The organism is Mucilaginibacter sp. RCC_168 (assembly GCF_041355315.1).
GTDB lineage: Bacteria > Bacteroidota > Bacteroidia > Sphingobacteriales > Sphingobacteriaceae > Mucilaginibacter.
Map to the genome: position 1 here is coordinate 25,234 of NZ_JBFUPN010000005.1, position 21,265 is coordinate 46,498.

Below are 21,265 nucleotides of genomic sequence, written 5' to 3' on the forward strand. Positions count from 1 at the left end.
CTAAAATAAAGTCAACAAACGTTCTCCGCGCTATTTTAACGACAAATTATTGCATTGTAAAGGAGCAAAAATCTAATCACAATAATGTGAATTAGTTGGCATTAATACGCTAACATTTCACAAAAAGTTGCAATAGGGGTCAATAAATTTCTAAAATTATTTATTTGTTTACCAGCTTAACATATTGCTCAATAGCCATGGTCATGGATGGGGCAGCTGGGGTTGGCGCCGGAATATCCAGGATCAGACCTGCTTCGAGCACTGCTTTGTGCGTGGTTGCACCAAAAGCAGCTATACGGGTATTATTTTGTTTAAAATCGGGAAAGTTTTTATATAACGACTGGATGCTTGACGGGCTAAAAAACGCGATCACATCGTAGAATACATCGGCCAGATCAGAAAGATCACTGCAAACGGTACGGAACAATACGGCTGGCGTAAAGTTATAACCGTTCTCTAACAAAAAACGCTGTGTTTCTTCTGCCGCCACATCTGAGCATGGGTAAAGAAATTTTTCGGCCGAATGTTTCTTGAGCACTTCTGCCAGGTCGGCAGCGGTTTGTTTGCCAAAAAATATCTTACGCTTGCGGTATTGAATATATTTTTGCAGATAAAGCGCTATGGTTTCAGAAAGACAGAAATATTTCATTTCTACCGGCACCTCAAAGCGCATTTCTTCGCAAATACGAAAAAAATGGTCGGCCGAGTTACGGCTGGTAAAAATAACCGCGGTAAAATCGCTCAGGTTTATTTTTTCCTTTCTGAAATCTTTTGCAGGAACGCCTTCAACGTGAATGAATGATCTGAAGTCAATTTTCAGGTTTAGCTTTTTAGCCAGTTCTGCATACGGATTCTTATCGTTTTCGGGTTTTGATAAAGTAACTAATATACTTTTAACCTTTTTCTTTCTGTCTTCCAAGTCAATTCGTTTAAACTACCTAAATTCTAATATTCAATGCCTTTATCAAAATCAAAACGGGGCAAATTTCGAGGGCACAAAGATACGTAAATAAATAAAACTTATGAAATCGAAAAGTAGAAATTATATTTACGCTGCTCCGGAGGTACTGCCATATAAATATAACTACGGTTATTATCAATGTTACATCAAGCAAAGCCGGTACATACCGGCTGGTTAATAAGCTAAAACAAATCACAACCGGTAAAAATATAAACGCTAAATTAAAGTAGGTAAGATGCAATATATTCAGGTATTCGCTTACCAGGCGGTTTATATCAAAAACAAATCCTAAAAATTTAAGGGCCAAAAACTTCAAGGCGAATAAAACGATGATGATAACCGTTAACGACACATATAAACGCGTACCGCTCACTACATAATAAACACTTTTGTAGGCGGCCAACTGGTACAGGAACAAACCGCAGGTTAAGCAAAACAATAAAAAAAGGCCCAAGAAAGCCCATGAACTCACAAAACCTTCTTCTTTACCTGCCTGTGAAAGTACGCGTTTACTATAAAACGATTGCAGCACATAGGTCACATCTTTATTTAAGCCGATGTTAAGGGCGGCCGTATATAAAAGTAAGCCAACAATAACAATAACTATCCAGGGGTCGCGCAGCGGGCGGTTGTGCCCGTCCCTCACCAAACCCTTTGATTTGGAAGGCATATCTAAAAATCCATACCCTTTATATATGTATGAAGCATGGGCCAGTAAACTATCGGTAAACTCCCTTGTAGTTGCAGAATCGGGCGCGTGTATATATCGGAAGGCTATAGAATCGGCTACAAAGATCTTGCGGGCATGCATGGCTGCTGCCACTGAGTCGAGCACTGAGGTGCCGGTTCTGCGGATAATTGCTGGTCTGCGCGCGCTATTACCCGTAATTACCGAATCCTGCTGAGCAAACACAGCCGAACAGCTCCATAATAAAAGCAGGAAACACCAGGTAGTTAAACGCATTTAAAAAGCAAAATATAAAGCCCGTTAATTTTGCTGCAAATTTATTGTAATAATTGGTTGTTTTATAACCCCCTTTATAATTAAGCGGGCGTATACTCTATAAAACTTTACTTAACGGGCACGCCGGTAGCAGCCCAAAACACAAGATATCCGGCAGCACCCTTTTTAACCTTAATATGCAGCAAGATCCGTCGTGGATCGGGGTAAATGTTCAGGGCATCAATATTATGATGGTTGGGCTCTGCCATGTTATTTTTATTATCCCACTTGCCCAGGTCATGCACTACGTAACTTAAACAGGTGTCACGGGCAATAATGTCATTGTAATAATCGGGCAGCCAGCAATTTTTTATGACTGCCCCGTCCTGATAGGTTAATTCTATTTCTAATTGCGATCCCCCTTCGGCACTGGTGAGGCTCAGATACATGCCCATATACTTTTTAGGCGGTACATTAAACCCAAAACTGCCTTCGCCCGAAACAAAACGGGTCTGGTAACCTGTACCATCGTTATTTTTATAATGCAGCGTAATCGACGGATGTTCGGGCGTGGCTTCTATCCTTGGGTTATCCGGCAGCGCGTTTGCAACTTTATTCTTATTAAACAAAGCCGCCGCCATCGTAAGATAACCATCGCCTTGTCCATCACCGTCGATGCCTTTGCTCCAGGTTACCAATTTGCCATGAGTAAGTGTAGTTACCGGTCGGGCATTTAACAGGGTATCAATATTGATCTGTATCTCGCGGCCGGGCCGCTGACCGTATACCCGAAACACCATCGGAATATAAAATATGATCAATAAAGTTATTTTAGGTTTCATTCAGGCATGTAATGAATATATAAATATACTTTAAAAATATGGATCTGATCACTTAATTTAATCGGCATTTTTAATCAGATCCATATATCATTTCTTTTATATGGCCCTATATAAGCACATAATTATCAATAAAATACCGGTTATTAGGAATAACTTTAATAAAAAAACTTATTTTTATATTTTACCAATTGAGCCTGTTGATCTTTGAAGAAGAAAATTGCCATACTCATACTTTTTATACACCTTTTTAATATTGGTGGGCAATTGGCATTACATCAATATTTAGTTTATAAAACCGACAAATTTTTCACCGAACAGATACGTAAAGGCCTTTACAATGTAGAAGATCTGACAGAAGTAGCTATTCCTGTTAATTTACCGGGTATTAGCAATTGGAGCCGTTTTGCAAATATAAGCGGACAAATTCAGTTCGAAAACACCAATTATAACTATGTAAAAATGAGGCTTACACAGAATGTCATGTACTTAATGTGCATTCCTAACTATGAAACCACTCATTTTTCGTCCGAAAATATTCTCAAAGCGAAAGGCATACAGGGAGAATCTATTCCCCAGAAAGACCATGTACCATTCGGCAAATCCGTTTTACAGGATAACCTGAATTTTTGCTTTGTACAATTTGATTTCTATTGTCCTGTAAAAAGCCTGCCTCAAAATATTGAACAGCCTGTTCAACAATTGATCTATCAACAGAAAGATATTCCAGAGCAACCTCCTAAAAAGAATGCAGTGCGTTTCCTTATCTAATTCCATTCTCATTTGTCACATCAATTAAAGCTGTATCTGCCGGAACATTAATACGTTTTGCTCGGATACATATTATGACGCAATTGAAACATGGAGTTATTTAATGAGGAATGCCAAAGCCCCTATGCATTAACCTAATGAATAATACATATCTATAATAAGGTATGCCTTAACAGATACCTCCAGGTAAACCAATAAACATGATGAAAAAATTAATGATCTGCGGATTAGTTGCCTTATTACTGGGCACTATAATCATAGCATTCCGTCAGGATTCGCCACATGATGAAATGATCCGGATACTTCAAAAAATTAATAAACAAAATAACAATACCGGTCATCCCTTTAATCAGGAGGCCAAAATCGCTTTTTGTGATTCTTTGCTTAAAAAATCAGGCAATAGCCAAAACCAATATCTTTTAGCTTCCAAAGCGTCCCTTTTACTCAAGGCCGGTAAAGAAGAGCAATCAGTAAAGATCTATGAAAACTTGTTGTACCATATGGATTTTATGCTGGGCGATAACATGTTACCAGATTTAGGCATAGCTTATATGCGGTTAGGGGAGCGCAATAACTGTATGCTTAACCACAACGGGTCTTCCTGTATTTATCCCATTAAAGATGAAGGTGTTCATCAAATACAAACCGGTTCCAAAAAAGCGATTGAAATTTATAAGACCATTTTAAAAAATAAGCCAGATGATCTTGAATCCCGGTGGTTAATCAATATTGCCTACATGACCATGGGCCAATATCCGCAAAAAGTACCCAAACAATTACTGATACCTAATTTAAATCCGGATACCAGTAACCAGGTAAAGCCATTTCGGGATATGGCCGGCAGCCTGGGACTTAATATCAATGGCAGGGCCGGAGGCGTTATTGTTGATGATTTTAACAACGATGGTTATCTCGACATTATCACATCGGGATGGGACCTGAGCGATCCTATGCATTATTTTCAAAATAACAAAGATGGCACTTTTAGTGATCGTTCCGAACAAAGCGGTTTAAAAGGCATAACCGGGGGCTTAAATATTCAGCAAACGGATTATAACAATGATGGCTATACAGACATTTTTGTTCTGAGGGGTGCCTGGCTTACCAAAGGCTTTGGCAACCAGCCAAGCTCCTTGTTGCGCAATAATGGCGATGGTACTTTTACTGATGTAACCATACCCAGTGGTCTCCTCTTTTTTCATCCAACTCAAACTGCCACCTGGGCCGATTTTAATAACGATGGCTGGTTGGATGTATTTGTAGGCACAGAAAGTCCAACAAACCTTTATGATCCAAATGCATCCGCCTGTGCCATGTATATCAATAATCACGACGGAACATTCACCAATATTTCTGCAGCGGCCCATTGTAATATCAGCGCATTTATAAAAGGTGTTACCTCAGCCGACTATGATAATGACGGATGGCCCGATATATTCATTTCAACTATGGATGGCAAAAAGTTTTTACTTCGAAATAAAGGCGTAGCCGGCCCTAATGTCGATTTTGAAGATGTTACCGTGAAAGCCGGGATAGATAAAAATCAAGAAAGAACGTTTACTACCTGGTTTTATGATTATAATAATGACGGCTGGCAAGACATTATGGTGGCCGACTACCAGTTTGATCGCGCCCTGGGATACTATAGCGCCGCTGAGGCATTGGGTTCGCCGGTTCCCGGAGCCGGTAATATTTTCCTGTATAAAAACAATCACGATGGTACGTTTACAGATGTAACTAAAGAAACCGGCCTAAATAAAGTGGTTTATAGCATGGGAGGAAATTTTGGCGATATTGATAATGACGGATATCCTGATATGTATTTTGGCACAGGCAATCCCGATTTCAAATCACTGGTGCCCAATAAATTTTTCAGAAATATTGAGGGGAAAAGATTTGCTGATATTACCACATCTTCACGTACAGGTAACCTTCAGAAAGGACATGGCGTAGCTTTTGCCGACCTCAGGAATACAGGCAACCAGGACATATTTATTGAAATGGGAGGTGCTTACATCGGTGACTCCTATACCAGCTCATTATATATGAATCCGGGTGTAAGCAATAATAATTGGATAAGTTTAAAGCTAAATGGCGTTAAGGCAAATAAAGCAGCTATAGGCAGCCACATTAAATTAACTTTCACCGAAAATGGAGCTAAACGGAGTGTTTATAAAGATGTAAACTCAGGCGGAAGTTTTGGCTCTTCGCCTTTGCGTCAGGAAATGGGTGTAGGACGGGCCAAACTGATAGATGATGTTGAAATTAAGTGGGCAGGCAGTAATACTGTGCAGCATTTTAAAAATGTTATGCCCAATCAATTCCTACAGATCACTGAGGGTGATGATCATTATCAAACCATTCCGTTGAGTAAATTAACCTTTATAGACAAACAGCATGGAGCACCGGTTTGTATGCCAATGACCGCCAAAATGAATTAAGGTCCTATTTTAAAAAACAACCAGTGGTATTACAGCTTTTATATATTGTTAAAATAGATTACATTTAGATAAATAATTGACCATCAACTCTAATTTTAAGCCATGAGAAATTTTTTATTAGCCTGCTTCATCCTTGTTGGAATAACAACGGCAAGCAATGCCCAAAACCACCCGGGAACCAATAGTCCGGCCGAAAAAGCTAAGGAGCTGCAAAAACAGCTTAAGCTCAATAATGCGCAAACCACTAAGATTGAAAAAATATACGAGGAGTCGTCCAAAAAGTTTGATAAGATCAAGACAGATGCGCATGGCGATAATAACAAAATGTTAACTGCTATAAAACCTCTTCGCACGGCTACCATAACCAAAATAAAAGCCGTTTTAACTGCTAAACAAGCAGCAAAGTATGATAAACTGATAAAAGAGTCAAAAAATACCGGAGGTAGTGGCTGGGGCGATGGATGGAGCGCGCCTAATTAAGGTATCATCTCATTTTCAATAACAGCAAAGTCTCATCAAATTGATGAGACTTTGCTGTTATATACCTCATTACAGGCATCAATTATAAAGCACTTTATGGTGTTCAGGTAAATTTATGTTTAGATCTATTGAGAATGTCAAAATAGATGAATAGTTAGTCAATAATTGATAGGCGCACTGTTGCAATTTCCTATTTATTTGTATAGCTGATTTCGCCCCGGTCAGCCCCTCTTTCCCCGAGCTATTTGATATTGATAATATGATCAGGTTATTTGCAATAAAATTCGCGTTCCTTTTGTGTTTTGCGCTGTCGGCAATAGTTGTAAAAAGTCAAACACAACGGGCAGGCACCCGTATAGCTTTTGGTAAAAACGCCAGGAACATCGCGCGGATAACTAACGATTCACTGGTGCTCATCAGCGGTACTACTTTCCTGTTTACGGTGGATACACCCGAAGACCAGGGTCTCATCTCCACCAAAGTAAGCGTAAATGATTTGCCGCGACAATTAGCATCTGCCGATGGCTCTGTTCAACACTATACCATCATCGATAAAACCGGCATAACAAAAACCAGTGGCGATATACAAACCGGTGATAAGCTTGTAGTAACATCAAAGGGAGCATTAACCAAACCGTATGGCATTGCTGTTAAATCCATGGCGCTGAGCGGTCGCCTGAGTTTAGATAATCCATTCATAACCGCCAATACCCGCCGCGATATCGTATTATCTTTCACAGCGGGACAACGCAGCCCGGATGCAACTGTAAAAGTTTATATCCCCGCCGGCATTACCGTTACTATGGACAACACAACAGTAAACGTTATAGGCCGGGGCGATGTAAAGCTAAGTGGCCTCGCCACGCAATCCATCGGGAGGGTGGGTACTAAGTACTCTTACACTAAAGTTGGCGATGTAACTATTTCCGGATCGTCGGTTAGTGGATCGGTCATCACCTTCAGCCATCTCGACCTGAGACCAGCAAACGGCGCCGATCTTAAGCTCAGGATCAGCGGTGTGAATCTTAAAAAAGCCGGGAGATATCTGTTCAAAGCAGTGTACAGTACGTCTAAACCGGAAGTATTAACAAGTCCGGGCACCGGTTCCGAAACGGCAATACTAACCGCCACCCGCACCATTTCTGATCTGGAACGGTTACCTGATACAACCATGAGCTACCGCGAAATACCGACAATGTATACAACGGCAAATTTTAAATGGAGAAAAGGGGGTAATGCATCCGGACTGCAATTAATGCAATCTGCAGATAAAGGCAAAACATGGTCGGCTGCAAAAGCCAAAATCGACATTAAAGCAGCCACCGCATCGGTTTGGGGCTTGGCCCCCAATACATTGTACACCTTTAAACTGAGCGTTAAAAATGGTATACAAAAAGGTTATTCCAATGCTGTTTGGTTTTACTCGGGCAAAATAGATATCAAGTCTTTTGGCGTTACAGGCAGCGGTGCCGATGATACCGAAAACATCAACAAGGCCATCGCCTATATCAATCAGCTGGGCGGCGGCACCCTGTTATTTAGCCAGGGGACCTATATGGTACGCACCGTTCACCTGCTAAGCAATGTTTTCCTGTACCTGGAAAAAGACGCCATCATCAAAGCCCTGAAAGGCGGTGATGCACCGGAATCAACCTGGTTTAGCGACCGTAAATACCGCTCGGGTCTTTCCCCTACTGATGCTGGTCCTTATGCCGACCCGGAAAACTATATGACCAAGCAGGACGTCGGTCACCATTATTTTAAAAACGCTATGTTCTCTGGCGAACGGCTCGACAATGTAAAAATTATTGGCAACGGCCAGATCAACGGGAACGGCAGCCTGGTTAACGGCGACGGCGTAATGAAAAACGCACCAGATAATCGCTGCGACAAGTTATTTTCACTCAAACTATGTACCCATATTGAAATTGGCGGCATCTATCACCCAGAAGATCTGTGGTATGATGAAACTAAAGATGAACCTTATTATATAGGCAGCAATGGCACAAAAGTATTCGACAGTGATAATATGCTCAAGCTCGATCGCTCGGGGCATTTCGCCTTATTGGCTACCGGTACCGATGGCATCAACATTCATGATACCTACATCTGCAAAAACAATCAAACCAATGTGCGCGATGTGTATGATTTTATGGAGTGTAACAATGTAAGGGTGACCAACATTTTTTCTCGGGTTAGTTCCGATGATGTGGTAAAACCCGGCTCCGATTGTTCGCTGGGCTTTACCCGTCCGGCCAGTAATTACCTGGTACGCAACATTATTGGCGATACTAACTGCAACCTCATCCAGTTAGGCTCCGAAACTGCAGATGACATTACGCAGGTTTACGTAGATAATATTTATGTGCTGGGCGCCAATAAAGCCGGATTCTCCATATCCACCAACGATGGCGGGCATGTAAAAGATATTTACCTTAACAGCGGCCGAACGGGCCCTATTCGGGAGCGCTCTAAAATGTACCGGGCCACCACGCCATTTTTTATATCCATATCTAATCGCGGGCGGGTTATCGGCGCCGAAGCCGGCAGATATGTATTTACCGAAAACGGCAAAAAACACGATGAACTGCTGATTAAAAACGTAAACATTGGCCTGGTTGAAAACATTAACCTCAAAGGCCTGGATGTGTATGAAGTTTATGGTGGCAGTTCATACGGTGGCAAACGGAAACTCTACGATGGATCCCAACGCAAGGCCACCCCGATCATTGCCGGCTACAAGCTCCCTGATAATGCCGATGTTACCGGCGGGCTGGATTTTAAACTTCCCAATGGTTTGCATACGGGCTATATTAAAAATGTAGTTTTTGATGATGTCAATTTCCTGGTAAAGGGCGGCAACCCATTAGCCGATACAGCCAGCGCTCCGGCTGAACTTGGTGTAGGGCAGTACAATGTAGCCGATTTGAAGATCCAGCCCTCCTACGGGCTTTGGGTCAGGCATGTAAAAGATATCTCCATCAATAATTGCACCTTTAATTATGAAAAACGCGACAGCCGCTATGCCCTGTTTTTGGACGATGTGATCGGGGCACGGATCAGTAATATAAAAGCCGTGCAGGCACAGGATAATTCTAAGGTGATTGGTACAAAACAAGCTCAAAATATACAGGTAACCAACTCGGTTTATTATCATGATACCTGGGGAAATGCGCCGGCAACGTTAACGTCGCAGATTGATCATAACTAAATGGGCCAATATCCCGAGCTCTTGCCTTATTAAAGAATAAATTTGTCATGCTGAACGGAGTGAAGCATCTTCTTCGTCAAGACATATTGAAGAAGATCCTTCGTTCCTCAGGATGACAGCCCCTATAAAAATGGTTGTCATTTCGATAGAGCATGGGAGGGTATGAGCGTTGCGCGAAAGAGAAATCTTCTGCGTAATACAAAGTTTCAATTGCGAATCCCAGAAGATTTCTCCTCGTACCGTCCGAAATGACAACCTTTTTATTTCTTTCTTTCTTAAAAACTCACGTAGTTGAGCTTGTGGTCGGTGTTATCACCGCACCACCTCTAAGAGTCTACTCCAGTATAGTTAATAAGCATATTCCTCAACAGCACCCAATGCTTTGGGCAAAGCGGTTTCTTTGGTTTCGCCTCTAAAATGTCCCTCCACACGGAAAGTGGTGATGTCTGTCAAACCAATTAAACCAAGAACGGTTCTCAGGTATGGCTCTGTAAAATCGTAACTTTTCAAGGGGCCGTCAGAAAATACTCCGCCCGAAGCGATAGTCAGGTAAACTTTTTTGTTTTTTACAAGACCTTCTGGCATACCACCTTCCTGATAGCTAAAAGTAACACCAGCTCTAACAATATGGTCTATCCATGATTTTAATGTAGACGGGATTCCAAAATTATACATCGGCACGCCAATTATAATGATATCAGCATTGTTAAGCTCACGTATCGCTTCATCAGAGTGTTTAACAGCCTCGCGGTGCTCAGGCGTACGTGCTTCTTCTGGTGTATAAAACGCCGTGAACTTTGATGCTTCCAGATGAGGGAATGGATTTTTGGTCAGATCGTGTGTCTGCACAGTGCTGCCGGGATAAGCAGCGGTCAGTTTTTCCAATATAGCGCCAGATAGCTTATTGCTGTAGGATTCGTTCCCTTTAACACTCGAAATGATATTCAATATCTTTTTCATTGTTTCTTATTTTTTTGTTTGGTCAAAGGTATTTACTATAACTATGTAAAGGATACTACTATACTAAAGGATAGTAATATCCTTTAGTATAGTAGTAAGCAAATTTTGATGAAATAGTATGGAGTATAGCCAACTCAGCGATCTATCTCCGCCAGCTGGCGGATGGACCACCCTCTCTCGCCTTTGGCAGAAAGAGGGCAAAGAAAAAAGAAAACCCCTCTATGCGCGAAGCGGAGAGAGGGGTGACGAGCGCAGCGAAGTCGGGGTGAGTCGATATCAGGGCGTTTCAAACCAAATTTATTTGCAACCCCCATTAATCCATTCCCTACAATTTAAGTCTGATAGGAAAAGCATATCTCCATCAAAATGGCAGAGCCGCTTTTTTATTCGTTTATATATGATCGTTATAGTTAAAAAACGTTAAATAAATGACTGTACGTCAACTTTGTGTAGGTACAAGCGATTTGTTTTTACTTATTTTTGCTACATCAAATTTAAAGTCATGCAAAGGAAATTAATTATCATTGCCAGCTTACTGATAGGTTGTTTTTACAGCGGCGTAGTACACGCCCAACAAACAACCGCTTTAGAACCTGATCAAAATCCCAGATATCTGGAAAGTCAGTATAAATATATGCGTGGAGCCGACAGCTTGAACAGCCTGCACGGTACTACTGTTCAAAACACCTATAAAGCTTACGATTGGTACGAGGCCAGACTGGAACGCCGCAGGCAAAACCGCGAATGGCGCCATCAGGAACGTATGAACGGTTATGATTATTCACCATCATGGAGCCTTTATGGCGGCTACTCGTACCCCTACAGTAATTGGGGCTGGAATAGCGGCTGGGGCGGTAGCTGGGGCAACCGTTGGGGTGGCCACCGTGGTGGCGGCTGGGGCGGACGTACCAGCGTTGGAATAGGATTTGGCTGGTAACAATTTACATCAAATACAATCTTACTATATAAAACCCCGAACAATACACATGAAATTCAACAAAATTATAGCAGTTGCTGCCCTTGCAGTTTCAGGAATGTTAGTAGCCTCATGCTCCAGACAAGTAACGCGTGTTAGTACAGACGAAACTATCGATATCAGCGGAAACTGGAACAACAGCGACTCGAGATTAGTAGCAGCCGATCTTACCGATAAAATATTAAATGCCAACTGGATCAATACACACCAGCAAGAGCACCAGGGAAAAAGACCGGTAGTTATTGTGGGTTTTGTTCAAAACAAAAGCCACGAACATATTGATGCCGAAACCTTTGTAAAAGATGTGGAAAGCGCCTTTATACAAACTCAAAAAGTACGTTTGGTACAGGGCGGCAAAAAACGTGAAGAGCTGCGTGCCGAAAAAGAAGATCAGCAAACCAACGCTACCGTTTCAAGCATGAAAAAATTCGGTTTGGAAAATGGTGCCGATTATATACTGCAAGGTTCTATTAACTCCATTGTTGACGCGCACAAACGCCAAAAAGTAGTTTACTACCAGGTAAACCTGGAACTGACCAACATCCAAACCAACGAAGTAGTTTGGATAGGCGAAAAGAAAATAGCCAAATACGTAAAAAACTAATCTGCTTTTAGTATCAAGTAGTTAGTATCAAGTATCAAGATTTTTTGAATACTATTTATGCAGCCTTGTGAAGCTGTCCTGATACTTGATACTAGCTACTTGATACCTTATAAATAATGATAAACCTCCGCAAGTATATTCTCCTGGCATCATCTGTTATAGGATTGATGCTTTTTTTGTCGGGCTGCGCATCTTATAATGACCGTATTCTTCCGTATTATAAAAATGTTTCGGCCGGGAATTACAAAGCGGCCGAGACTGAGCTGGACAAAAACAGCCTGATCCAAAAACCCCGTAACCGGCTCCTTTACCTGATGGAAAAAGGAAGGATAAGTCAGCTGAACGGAGAATATAAGAACAGCAACCAATATTTTAATGAGGCCGACTCGATGCTGGAACATGGCCTTACCAGTGCGGCAGATGAGGCTGTTGGTGCATTGGTAAACCCCATGACGCAACGCTATAAAGGTGAGGATTTTGAGAAATTCATGATCCATTATTACAAGGCGCTCAATTACATGTACCTGCACAATACGGAGGATGCCATTGTAGAAGCCAGGCGCATTAGTCTGCAGGCACAGGTACAAGGCGATAAATTTAACAATAAGGATAGCCGTTACTCAAACGACGCGTTTTCGCTCATGCTGCAGGGCATGTTGTATGAAAGCAATAACGATGTTAATAACGCATTTATATCTTACCGTAACGCGGCCGAGCTGTACCTGAAAAACCCCGATAAAACCTATTACGGTACTGCTATGCCGCTTGGCCTGCAGCAGGATGTGATCCGTACGGCTATGCTTAATGGTTTTACGACAGAGGCAGATCAATTTGAAACAACCTTCGGTATCAGCAATTATGTACTGCCCAAACCCAGCGAAGGCGGCGAGCTGATCCTTTTTTGGGAAAACGGCCTTGCACCGGTTAAAACCCAGGTCGACTTATTTTTCAGCCTGATCCGGAACAACAACGGCGACCTTTTCTTCACCGATGCAGCCGGTGGTTTGGTAATCCCTTTCAATTATAGCGGCGACAGGAATAAAGTAAATACCAAATCGGTAGAAAGCCTGCGTGTAGCCTGGCCAAAATACGTGGCCCAAACCCCATATTATTCAGGCGCGGTAGTCACCAGTAACCAGCAGCAGATCCCACTTGAAAAAGCCGAGGATATCAATGAGCTGGCCTTTAAAACCCTACAGCAACGTACCTTAAACGAGATGGGCAAGGTACTTTCCAGGCTGGCTGTAAAAAAGATAGCAGAATATTCGGTACGTGCCGCCGCTAAAGATAACAATGGCAATACCAACTCCTTATTGCAAGGCATAGGTTATGGCATACAGCTGTACAGCCTGCTCTCTGAAAAAGCCGATACCCGCAATTGGCAAACCCTGCCATCATACATTTCATACGCGCGCATTCCACTGCAAAAAGGCGAAAACCAGATTAGTCTTACCTTAAAAAACAGCCACGGCGCCGACGAAACAAAAACAATCAAAGTAAACGGCACCGGCCGGCTCCAGTTTTATAATTATTCTTCATTAAGATAAAAAGGTTTCAAACCGGAATTGACTCACCCCATCTACGCTTCGCTGGATCGCCCTCTCTTCACCTGCGGTGGAAAGAAAAGCATTCTTTCTCAGCACGTCATTGTGAGGTACGAAGCAAATCTCTACACAGGAAGATTAAGATGATACGTCACTTCGCCCTGTAAAGCATAGAGATTGCCACGCTGCGCTCGCAATGACATGGCTTTAGTTATTACTTATCCCTTCCTTATAGCGACTATCCCATTGCAAATTCCAAACATTTTCTGTATCTTTAAGTATATTCAATCACCAGCCCTGCTTACTTGAAAATTGTAAGCAGGGCTGTTTGGTTAAAGAGAAAAAAGGTCTCAAAATTCCACCGACTGACATGTAGTTATTTGATTATCAATCAAGTTAATCTTTTTAAATCCTAAAAATCGTGTCAAAAATTTGTTAAAAAGTGTTAAAATAGATAGTTATGAATGAGTTTTGAGCAGTTTTCGATTCATTTCCACCCCGTTTTTGATAAGAAAAGTGTTAAAATAAAGGTTTAAAAAGTTTTCTGCTGATTGTGGTTGTTTGAATTTTATAAAATCTTTTAATTAACTTGTATCTATTTCAGGAACCTGTCACTTTCAACCTGTCAAACCATGGCCGAAAACAAAACTAAAGAAACCACCGCCAGTGTAACCGAGTTTCTGAATGCGGTACCGGATGAAACTAAGCGCAAGGATAGCTTCAGGCTGGTACAAATCATGGAAGAACAAACCGGCCTGAAAGCCAAAATGTGGGGACCCGCTATTGTAGGCTTTGGCAGCTGCCATTACAGATATGAGAGCGGTCGCGAGGGCGATATGCCGCTGGTCGCTTTCTCTCCACGCAAGGCTGAAATTAGCCTTTACCTCATGCAGGAGCCTGCGGAAAAAGAAAAGCTACTCGCGAAACTCGGCAAGCACAAAACCGGGAAAGGCTGTACCTACATCAAAAAACTGGAAGATATTAACGAGGGGATACTCCGGCAAATGATCACTTCTACGATAGACTATATCAAAGCGAAATATGGCCCTCAGTAATGGTTATTACCTTTAGCCCCTTAGCCAAGAGCTTTTATTGACCAAAATTTTATAAATGACACATAAAATTTTATAAAACATATCCGTTATAATGCTTTAACTTTGTTGTTGGATGAAAAGAGCCACCGTTTTAAGCATAGCAGCATTTTACCTGTTACTCACCACAGGGATGTTCGTATGCCTGGTACATTGTACAGGCCAAAGCTTAATGGGCAATCAAATGGCTATGCAGGCCATGAATCATGGCAGCTCTCCACATCACCATAAACACAATTCCAAAAACGATGATTGCGATTGCTGCAAAAAGCATGGCAATTATGTGATCAAAGAAAATATAAAACCAGCAGGTGTTGATGTTCAAGCGTCATTGGTAGCTATTGTTACCAGACCATTTCAGCTAATACCGGCTGCTACACAGTACCTTGTTTTAAATTCGTTCAAGCTAAGTTTAGGTAAGGCCCCTCCGGGTCTCTCGGGCAAAGCGATAGCCATACAACAACGTTCTCTCCAAATCTGATAAAGTAATTCTGTTTTTAAGCCTGGCAATAGGATGCCCTGTCATTTGACAGCTATATGGTTACTAACTGTCAATCAACGATATAACCATCAAAAAATTAATTACTTTTAATCATAAAAATCATGAGAACGTTAAAATCCTTCATAATACTTTTCACCGTACTGATCACTTATTCAACCGTAAAAGCCCAGGATAAAACAGCCAATACCGCTGTAAACAATGTATTAAGCGCTTACCTGGACGTTAAGAATGCCCTTACTGCCGATAACAACGCGCAAACCAAAGCAAAAGCCAAAGACCTATTAACCGCCATTGCCGCTGTGCCCATGGATAAGTTAACTGCCGATCAGCATAAATTGTGGATGACCTATGCCGAAAAACTGGAATTTGATAGTCGCCATATCAGCGAGAGCGATGCTATTGATCACCAGCGCGAACATTTCACGAGTTTATCTAAAAACATGTATGCCGTAGTTAAAGGCCTTAAACTGAACACCAATACGGTTTATGAGCAATACTGCCCTATGAAAAAGGCCTCCTGGTTGAGTGAAAGCAACACCATTAAAAATCCATACTACGGAAAGCAAATGCTAACCTGCGGTAAAACAACAGAAACACTGGCTCCGGCTGCCAAATAACAAACAGGCTTTTTTATGAAGACTTACCTTTTAATATGGGTAAATCTGTTCCTGGCGGCTACTGCTTTCGGTCAGCATCACCTATCTATGAAAATGGATCAGGGTGCCGGCGTTAAGCGGGAGCCTTTCTATACCAAAATAGGCAACAGGGAGATTTACCATTTATATATAAGCGATACCACGGTAAATTACACCGGTAAGGCCAGGCCCGCAATGGCCATTAACGGATCGATACCGGCACCTACCCTTACCTTTACCGAGGGTGATACTGCCGAGATCTACGTGCATAATAACATGATGATGGAAACATCCATCCACTGGCATGGGCTTATTTTGCCTAACCGGTACGATGGCGTATCCTATTTGACCACATCGCCGGTAAAAGCTGGTGAAACACATCTGTATAAATTCCCATTGGTACAGCATGGCACTTACTGGTACCATTCGCATACCATGACCCAGCAGCAAAGCGGGATGTATGGCGCTTTTATCATTCATGAAAAGCAATCATCATCCATTAAGGATTATACCTTGTTACTGAGCGACTGGACAGATGAAAATCCTGAACAGGTACAGCGCCTGCTGCATAATGCTACCGATTGGTATGCCATACGCAAAGGCAGCACACAGAACTATGCTGAGGCTATTAAAGAAGGTCAGTTTAAAACCAAAATTACCAACGAATGGAAGCGAATGACAGCCATGGATGTGAGCGATGTATTCTATGACCGATTCTTCAGCAATGGCAAACCGGAGAGCACTGCGCCGCAGTTTAAGGTCGGCGACCAGGTGAGGCTGCACGTGGTTAACGGCAGTTCATCAACCTATTTCTGGCTTAATTATGCGGGTGGTAAGATCGCCGTAGTAGCCAATGATGGCGAAGATGTAGAACCTGTAAAGGTTGACCGTCTGATCATCGCTACTGCCGAAACTTATGATGTGGTGGTCACCATCCCCAAAGATGGCAGCTATGAATTTTTAGCTACTCCAGAAGATCGAACCAAATACACGTCGCTTTGGCTGGGTTCGGGTACACAGCATAAAGCCACCCATCTGTCGCGCCTGAAATATTTTGAGGGCATGAAAATGATGAACGGGATGATGGACATGCAAGGCAACATGAAGGAGATGGATGGCATGACCATGACCAACCAGGTGATGGATATGAATACCGTGATGTATCCCGAAATAACAGGTGAGCCTCAAAAAACCAGTGGCCCAAAAAACAAGAAAGCCGACAAAATGGGAGGTATGAACATGAGCGATAAAAAAGCTGATGATAAGGATATGGGTAACATGAATATGGATGGCATAGACATGAGCGGTAATTCTTCCGATATCGTTACCCTGAATTATGGTATGCTGCGATCAACCAAGGTGACCACCCTCCCCGAAGGGCCAACCAAATTACTGCGGTTTGATCTTACCGGCAATATGAACCGTTATGTGTGGACGATAAACAACAAAACCGTTTCTGAGTCGGACAAGATCCTGATTAAAAAGGGCGAAAACGTGCGCATCATCCTGTACAACAATACCATGATGCGGCACCCTATGCACCTGCATGGGCATTACTTCAGGGTATTGAACGGCCAGGGCGATCATTCACCATTAAAAAACACGCTGGATATTATGCCGATGGAAAGGGACACCATTGAGTTCAGGGCAAGCGAAGGCGGCGACTGGTTTTTCCACTGCCATATCCTCTACCACATGATGAGCGGCATGGGGCGTATCTTCAGTTATGAAAATTCACCGCCTAATCCCGAGATCCCTGATCCGGCAGCAGCCATCAAAAAGATCTATGCGGATGATCAGCATTTTTATGCATCGGCAAGAGTCGGGCTGGAAAGCAATGGCAGCGATGGTACCGCTTCACTGGCTAATACCCGCTGGAAGTTTTCGACCTTGTGGCACCTTGGTCTGCATGATCATGATGGTTACGAAAGTGAAACCATGTTGGGCCGATATTTTGGTCGTATGCAATGGCTATATGCTTATGGTGGTTTTGATTACCATTACAAGAAAGAAAATGGCGGGCCTGAAAAGAACCTGTTCGGTCAGGTAAGCAATAAAAATAACCGCAAAACAGTAGTTGCCGGTTTAGCTTATACCCTGCCCATGCTGATAGTAGCCGATGCCCGTATTGATGGTAATGGCAAGCTAAGATTTCAACTTAGCAGGGATGATATACCGCTTACCAGCCGCCTGCGTTTTACCTTTATGGGTAATACGGATAAGGAATACGCGGCAGGGTTCAGGTACATTTTTACCCGCAATTTCGCGCTATCCAGTCATTATGATAGCGACATGGGTTGGGGGGGAGGCTTAACACTTACCTATTAACTTGTTAAAAAGCCCCATGCAATGCGTCTCTACAAAATATTTACACGTAGAGGCGCATTATATGCGTCTTTTATATGCCCTGTTTATATCTTCTTGGTCTTGATAAAATCCAGCACTTTTTGGGTTTCCTGCGGGTAAACCGCGATATGATGGTTCCGTAACAGATAAGGCGCGCTGGTTTTACCCTGTGAGCCTCCTCCTACCATGATCACATGCGATGATTGCTGCGGCATATGACAGTTGATACAATAGTTATTAATCACAGCACCTATTTGTGGAGCCATTTTACAAAAATTGTGCTTGGCCTCGCTATGGCAACTCAGGCATTTCTGGGTAAACATAGCCAGGTTCCGTTCCTGATTAATGTGCGGATCATGGCAAGTATTGCAATCCATTTTACTCATGATAAAGCACTTGCTGGCAGGTAACAACGCGCTCTGATTACCATGCACATCGGGGCTTGGATGTTTAGGATCATCAGGCAAAAAGGTCATCTCCTTAAATTTGGATAAGGTATCGCCCATATGAAAAGCATATGATGTACGCTGAAAATCGCCTTTGGTACCCGAGTGGCAAACCGCGCAGGCATCCATCTTTTGCCCTCTTGTTAAAGATGCGTAGGTGGTGATATATTTTGGCTTCTTCTCATCCGGATAAGCGGTATGATAATTAACATGATTGGCAGCCGGGCCATGGCATCGCTCACAATCAATACCGTATATCAGTGAGGCTTTATCAAACCCTACCTGCATACTCGCCTGGGGCAAGTCGCTGATGTAGGAAGTATGGCACTCCAGGCATTTACGCAATATAGGGCGTTGAAAGTTTATTCGGGTTGGATCATATCCCGGACTATTAGCCCAGCCATGCAAAGCCGTAAAGTAAGATACCGGCAACTCAAATAATTGGTTTTCTTTCCAATACAAATAGGTTTGGGCATTTACCAGGCCTACAGTTATTTCAAACTTTTCAGCCTCAGTTTGTTTGTTGTTCATGTATCCAACCTGGTAAAGGCTATCACCACGTTTTTCCATAGCTACATGCAGCCCGCTACCATAATCTAAAATGTTAAAGCCTTTATCAAAGCTACCTTTAATATTGTCGGCCGCGGCCGGGCGTGTAGTTTGAAAATGGGCGGTATGCGTATAGGAATTATAAACATCGCTATGGCATTTAACACAGCTCTCCGAACCGGCAAATAACTGCCCCCGCGGATCATCTTCCGGAGCACCGGCGTTATAACACTGTGTTAAAATAAAACTTAAGGGGATAAGGGAAATTAAAACAAAAAAGAAGGTCTTTTTCTTAAGCATGTCGTTAATTCACAAATTGGATACGGTGGTTTAAATTTGATTTTATCGGCTGGGATAAGCTCGTAAACTCAACAACAATTTACTTCAATAATTATGTAAAACAAATAAAAAACAAAGGGCCGCCACATAACGCGGCAGCCCTTCTATATAAGCGGTTATATTAATTATAGCCGGGGTTTTGTTTTACCTGGCTGCCATTGGTTGTCTCATTCAATGGGATAGGTAAAATTTCATTCACACCTGCTTTAAAGCCTTTAAACGATAAAGCAGTGGGTGCTTGTCCCCAGCGTACCAGGTCAAACCAACGGTGACCTTCTGTAGCCAGCTCTAAACGCCTTTCGGTATAAACATTTTGCAGGGTTGCCGCTACAGATGGTAAACCCACACGGCTGCGTACAGCATCAAGCAAAGTTTGAGCACGCGCGGTGCTGCCACCACCATTCAGATCAGCTTCAGCTTCCATCAGGTAAGTATCAGCCAACCGGATCTCGATGTAGTCATTAGGCCAGTTCAGTTCGGTAATACCTGTTGTTACTTTATTGGCGTTTATAGGTGCGTATTTCTGTATAAAGTAACCAGTATTCTGATAGCTTGGCGCATAGCTTGTTTTAGTAGCTTTGGTTAAGCTGTCGATATTTACAATAGTATAACCATACCGCGGATCACCTTTCATGGCATCGGCTAACTGGGTAGTAACCGGGCTAAAGCCATAACCACCGCTGTAGTAAATTGGACCGGTATAACTTCTTGGGCCAACCATTTGTACATACACATTTGATTTAAACTGATCCCAGTTGCTCCAGGTATAGCTTTGTGTACCAGAGTGTACCAATTCAAAGATAGATTCACTGTTGAACTTATTTTTGGTGCTGAATATATCACCATAATTAGGCAGCAGTTTATAGCTGTAATTGGTATTTACATCGTTTAATAAGCGTGCGGCATCTGACCATTTTTTTTCATACAGGTACACTTTACCCAAAAGGGCCTTTGCTGCACCTTGAGATACCCGACCATTCTCTGAAGGAATAATAGTTACCGGTAGGCCATCAATAGCTGCTAAAAGATCCTTTTCTATCTGCGCATATACAGCTTCTGTAGGAGCCTGAGGCTGTTGATACACGTTGCTGATATTTAAAGTAGTGAGTATTAAGGGCACGTTTTTAAATAACCTAACCAGGTCAAAGTAATAGTGCGCACGCAGGAATTGGCCCTCGGCTGTATACCTTTTTAACAGATCAGCACTTAGGCCCGGTACTTTAGGTAATTGCTCTAACAAAACGTCGGCGCGGTTTACACCCTGAAAATTAATAGCCCAGAATTGGTTTTGAGGACCAACAGTTGGCGACAGGGTATAATTATTAATAGCCTGCCATGCGGGTACGTCTGACGAGCTGCCACCACCGGCGTAACAATCATCCGATGCAGCGTTCAATGCACCCAGTGGTGATGAGTAGGTATTATCAATACCGCCTGTTTCGGTAACCAACGGATCATAAGCTGCCACCACAGCGGTAAGCGCCTCCGCGGGATTAGCATAATAGTTTGACTGAAGAAACTGCCCTTGTGGCGTTAATTCCAGAAATGATTTTTTACAGGAAGCTAAAGCACCTACACCCAGCAAAATTGCTCCCGTATATATAATATATTTTGATTTCATGATCAA

The 21,265-nt window shown here is 42.5% G+C and carries 17 protein-coding genes; 11 read left to right on the forward strand and 6 right to left on the reverse strand.

Annotation, left to right across the window (positions count from 1 at the left end; genetic code table 11):
* Positions 1–160: 160 nt before the first annotated feature.
* From AB6735_RS05445 to AB6735_RS05455, 3 genes are all read right to left on the reverse strand, one after another.
* Positions 161–925 carry a uroporphyrinogen-III synthase gene (locus AB6735_RS05445; protein WP_076376218.1) on the reverse strand — a complete coding sequence of 255 codons (765 nt, stop codon included), beginning with the start codon at positions 923–925 and terminating at the stop codon, positions 161–163.
* A gap of 13 nt (positions 926–938) precedes the next feature.
* Complete coding sequence (locus tag AB6735_RS05450) at positions 939–1,925, reverse strand: DUF4271 domain-containing protein (protein WP_370994839.1); 987 nt, start codon at positions 1,923–1,925, stop codon at positions 939–941.
* A 107-nt stretch (positions 1,926–2,032) separates the two neighbouring features.
* Positions 2,033–2,746 carry a hypothetical protein gene (locus AB6735_RS05455; protein WP_370994840.1) on the reverse strand — a complete coding sequence of 238 codons (714 nt, stop codon included), beginning with the start codon at positions 2,744–2,746 and terminating at the stop codon, positions 2,033–2,035.
* A 204-nt stretch (positions 2,747–2,950) separates the two neighbouring features.
* Here AB6735_RS05455 and AB6735_RS05460 point away from each other — a divergent pair, with 204 nt between their 5' ends.
* The 4 genes from AB6735_RS05460 (at position 2,951) to AB6735_RS05475 (ending at position 9,646) form a co-directional block, all read left to right on the forward strand.
* Positions 2,951–3,514 (forward strand): hypothetical protein, encoded by a 564-nt coding sequence (locus AB6735_RS05460; RefSeq protein WP_370994841.1) that lies wholly within the window; start codon positions 2,951–2,953, stop codon positions 3,512–3,514.
* Between the two features lie 200 nt (positions 3,515–3,714).
* Positions 3,715–5,955 (forward strand): CRTAC1 family protein, encoded by a 2,241-nt coding sequence (locus tag AB6735_RS05465; RefSeq protein ID WP_370994842.1) that lies wholly within the window; start codon positions 3,715–3,717, stop codon positions 5,953–5,955.
* Positions 5,956–6,057: 102 nt separating this feature from the next.
* Entirely contained in the window at positions 6,058–6,435 is a 378-nt protein-coding gene (locus tag AB6735_RS05470) for a hypothetical protein (protein WP_370994843.1), read from the forward strand.
* Between the two features lie 259 nt (positions 6,436–6,694).
* Positions 6,695–9,646, forward strand: a complete 2,952-nt coding sequence (locus AB6735_RS05475) for an endopygalactorunase (protein WP_370994844.1) — start codon at positions 6,695–6,697, stop codon at positions 9,644–9,646.
* Between the two features lie 348 nt (positions 9,647–9,994).
* Here AB6735_RS05475 and AB6735_RS05480 read toward each other — a convergent pair whose 3' ends face one another.
* A complete protein-coding gene (locus AB6735_RS05480) occupies positions 9,995–10,606 on the reverse strand; it encodes an FMN-dependent NADH-azoreductase (RefSeq protein WP_370994845.1) in 612 nt (203 codons plus the stop codon).
* Positions 10,607–11,108: 502 nt separating this feature from the next.
* Between AB6735_RS05480 and AB6735_RS05485 the strand changes: the two genes are divergently transcribed.
* The 7 genes from AB6735_RS05485 (at position 11,109) to AB6735_RS05515 (ending at position 18,286) form a co-directional block, all read left to right on the forward strand.
* Positions 11,109–11,543 (forward strand): hypothetical protein, encoded by a 435-nt coding sequence (locus tag AB6735_RS05485; RefSeq protein ID WP_370994846.1) that lies wholly within the window; start codon positions 11,109–11,111, stop codon positions 11,541–11,543.
* A 49-nt stretch (positions 11,544–11,592) separates the two neighbouring features.
* Positions 11,593–12,186 (forward strand): penicillin-binding protein activator LpoB, encoded by a 594-nt coding sequence (locus AB6735_RS05490; protein WP_370994847.1) that lies wholly within the window; start codon positions 11,593–11,595, stop codon positions 12,184–12,186.
* A gap of 116 nt (positions 12,187–12,302) precedes the next feature.
* Positions 12,303–13,733, forward strand: a complete 1,431-nt coding sequence (locus AB6735_RS05495) for a COG3014 family protein (RefSeq protein ID WP_370994848.1) — start codon at positions 12,303–12,305, stop codon at positions 13,731–13,733.
* Between the two features lie 629 nt (positions 13,734–14,362).
* Positions 14,363–14,785 carry a DUF1801 domain-containing protein gene (locus tag AB6735_RS05500; RefSeq protein WP_370994849.1) on the forward strand — a complete coding sequence of 141 codons (423 nt, stop codon included), beginning with the start codon at positions 14,363–14,365 and terminating at the stop codon, positions 14,783–14,785.
* A gap of 112 nt (positions 14,786–14,897) precedes the next feature.
* The gene (locus AB6735_RS05505; protein WP_370994850.1) at positions 14,898–15,302 is read left to right on the forward strand and encodes a hypothetical protein; all 405 of its coding nucleotides are present in this window, start codon (positions 14,898–14,900) and stop codon (positions 15,300–15,302) included.
* Between the two features lie 122 nt (positions 15,303–15,424).
* Positions 15,425–15,940 (forward strand): DUF3347 domain-containing protein, encoded by a 516-nt coding sequence (locus AB6735_RS05510; RefSeq protein WP_370994851.1) that lies wholly within the window; start codon positions 15,425–15,427, stop codon positions 15,938–15,940.
* A 15-nt stretch (positions 15,941–15,955) separates the two neighbouring features.
* Positions 15,956–18,286 carry a multicopper oxidase domain-containing protein gene (locus AB6735_RS05515; protein ID WP_370994852.1) on the forward strand — a complete coding sequence of 777 codons (2,331 nt, stop codon included), beginning with the start codon at positions 15,956–15,958 and terminating at the stop codon, positions 18,284–18,286.
* Between the two features lie 83 nt (positions 18,287–18,369).
* Here the strand turns inward: AB6735_RS05515 and AB6735_RS05520 are convergent, their stop codons facing one another.
* Both AB6735_RS05520 and AB6735_RS05525 read right to left on the reverse strand, forming a co-directional pair.
* Positions 18,370–19,599 carry a multiheme c-type cytochrome gene (locus tag AB6735_RS05520; protein WP_370994853.1) on the reverse strand — a complete coding sequence of 410 codons (1,230 nt, stop codon included), beginning with the start codon at positions 19,597–19,599 and terminating at the stop codon, positions 18,370–18,372.
* 160 nt (positions 19,600–19,759) lie between these two features.
* Positions 19,760–21,259: a RagB/SusD family nutrient uptake outer membrane protein gene (locus AB6735_RS05525; RefSeq protein WP_370994855.1), complete on the reverse strand. Its 1,500-nt coding sequence runs from the start codon at positions 21,257–21,259 to the stop codon at positions 19,760–19,762.
* Positions 21,260–21,265: the final 6 nt, after the last annotated feature.

Excerpts from the sequence above, each read along its gene's own strand:
- AB6735_RS05450 (WP_370994839.1), bottom strand. The coding sequence starts at position 1,925 with ATGCGTTTAACTACCTGGTGTTTCCTGCTTTTATTATGGAGCTGTTCG.
- AB6735_RS05455 (WP_370994840.1), bottom strand. The coding sequence starts at position 2,746 with ATGAAACCTAAAATAACTTTATTGATCATATTTTATATTCCGATGGTG.
- AB6735_RS05465 (WP_370994842.1), top strand. The coding sequence starts at position 3,715 with ATGATGAAAAAATTAATGATCTGCGGATTAGTTGCCTTATTACTGGGC.
- AB6735_RS05470 (WP_370994843.1), top strand. The coding sequence starts at position 6,058 with ATGAGAAATTTTTTATTAGCCTGCTTCATCCTTGTTGGAATAACAACG.
- AB6735_RS05475 (WP_370994844.1), top strand. The coding sequence starts at position 6,695 with ATGATCAGGTTATTTGCAATAAAATTCGCGTTCCTTTTGTGTTTTGCG.
- AB6735_RS05480 (WP_370994845.1), bottom strand. The coding sequence starts at position 10,606 with ATGAAAAAGATATTGAATATCATTTCGAGTGTTAAAGGGAACGAATCC.
- AB6735_RS05485 (WP_370994846.1), top strand. The coding sequence starts at position 11,109 with ATGCAAAGGAAATTAATTATCATTGCCAGCTTACTGATAGGTTGTTTT.
- AB6735_RS05490 (WP_370994847.1), top strand. The coding sequence starts at position 11,593 with ATGAAATTCAACAAAATTATAGCAGTTGCTGCCCTTGCAGTTTCAGGA.
- AB6735_RS05495 (WP_370994848.1), top strand. The coding sequence starts at position 12,303 with ATGATAAACCTCCGCAAGTATATTCTCCTGGCATCATCTGTTATAGGA.
- AB6735_RS05500 (WP_370994849.1), top strand. The coding sequence starts at position 14,363 with ATGGCCGAAAACAAAACTAAAGAAACCACCGCCAGTGTAACCGAGTTT.
- AB6735_RS05505 (WP_370994850.1), top strand. The coding sequence starts at position 14,898 with ATGAAAAGAGCCACCGTTTTAAGCATAGCAGCATTTTACCTGTTACTC.
- AB6735_RS05510 (WP_370994851.1), top strand. The coding sequence starts at position 15,425 with ATGAGAACGTTAAAATCCTTCATAATACTTTTCACCGTACTGATCACT.
- AB6735_RS05515 (WP_370994852.1), top strand. The coding sequence starts at position 15,956 with ATGAAGACTTACCTTTTAATATGGGTAAATCTGTTCCTGGCGGCTACT.
- AB6735_RS05520 (WP_370994853.1), bottom strand. The coding sequence starts at position 19,599 with ATGCTTAAGAAAAAGACCTTCTTTTTTGTTTTAATTTCCCTTATCCCC.
- AB6735_RS05525 (WP_370994855.1), bottom strand. The coding sequence starts at position 21,259 with ATGAAATCAAAATATATTATATATACGGGAGCAATTTTGCTGGGTGTA.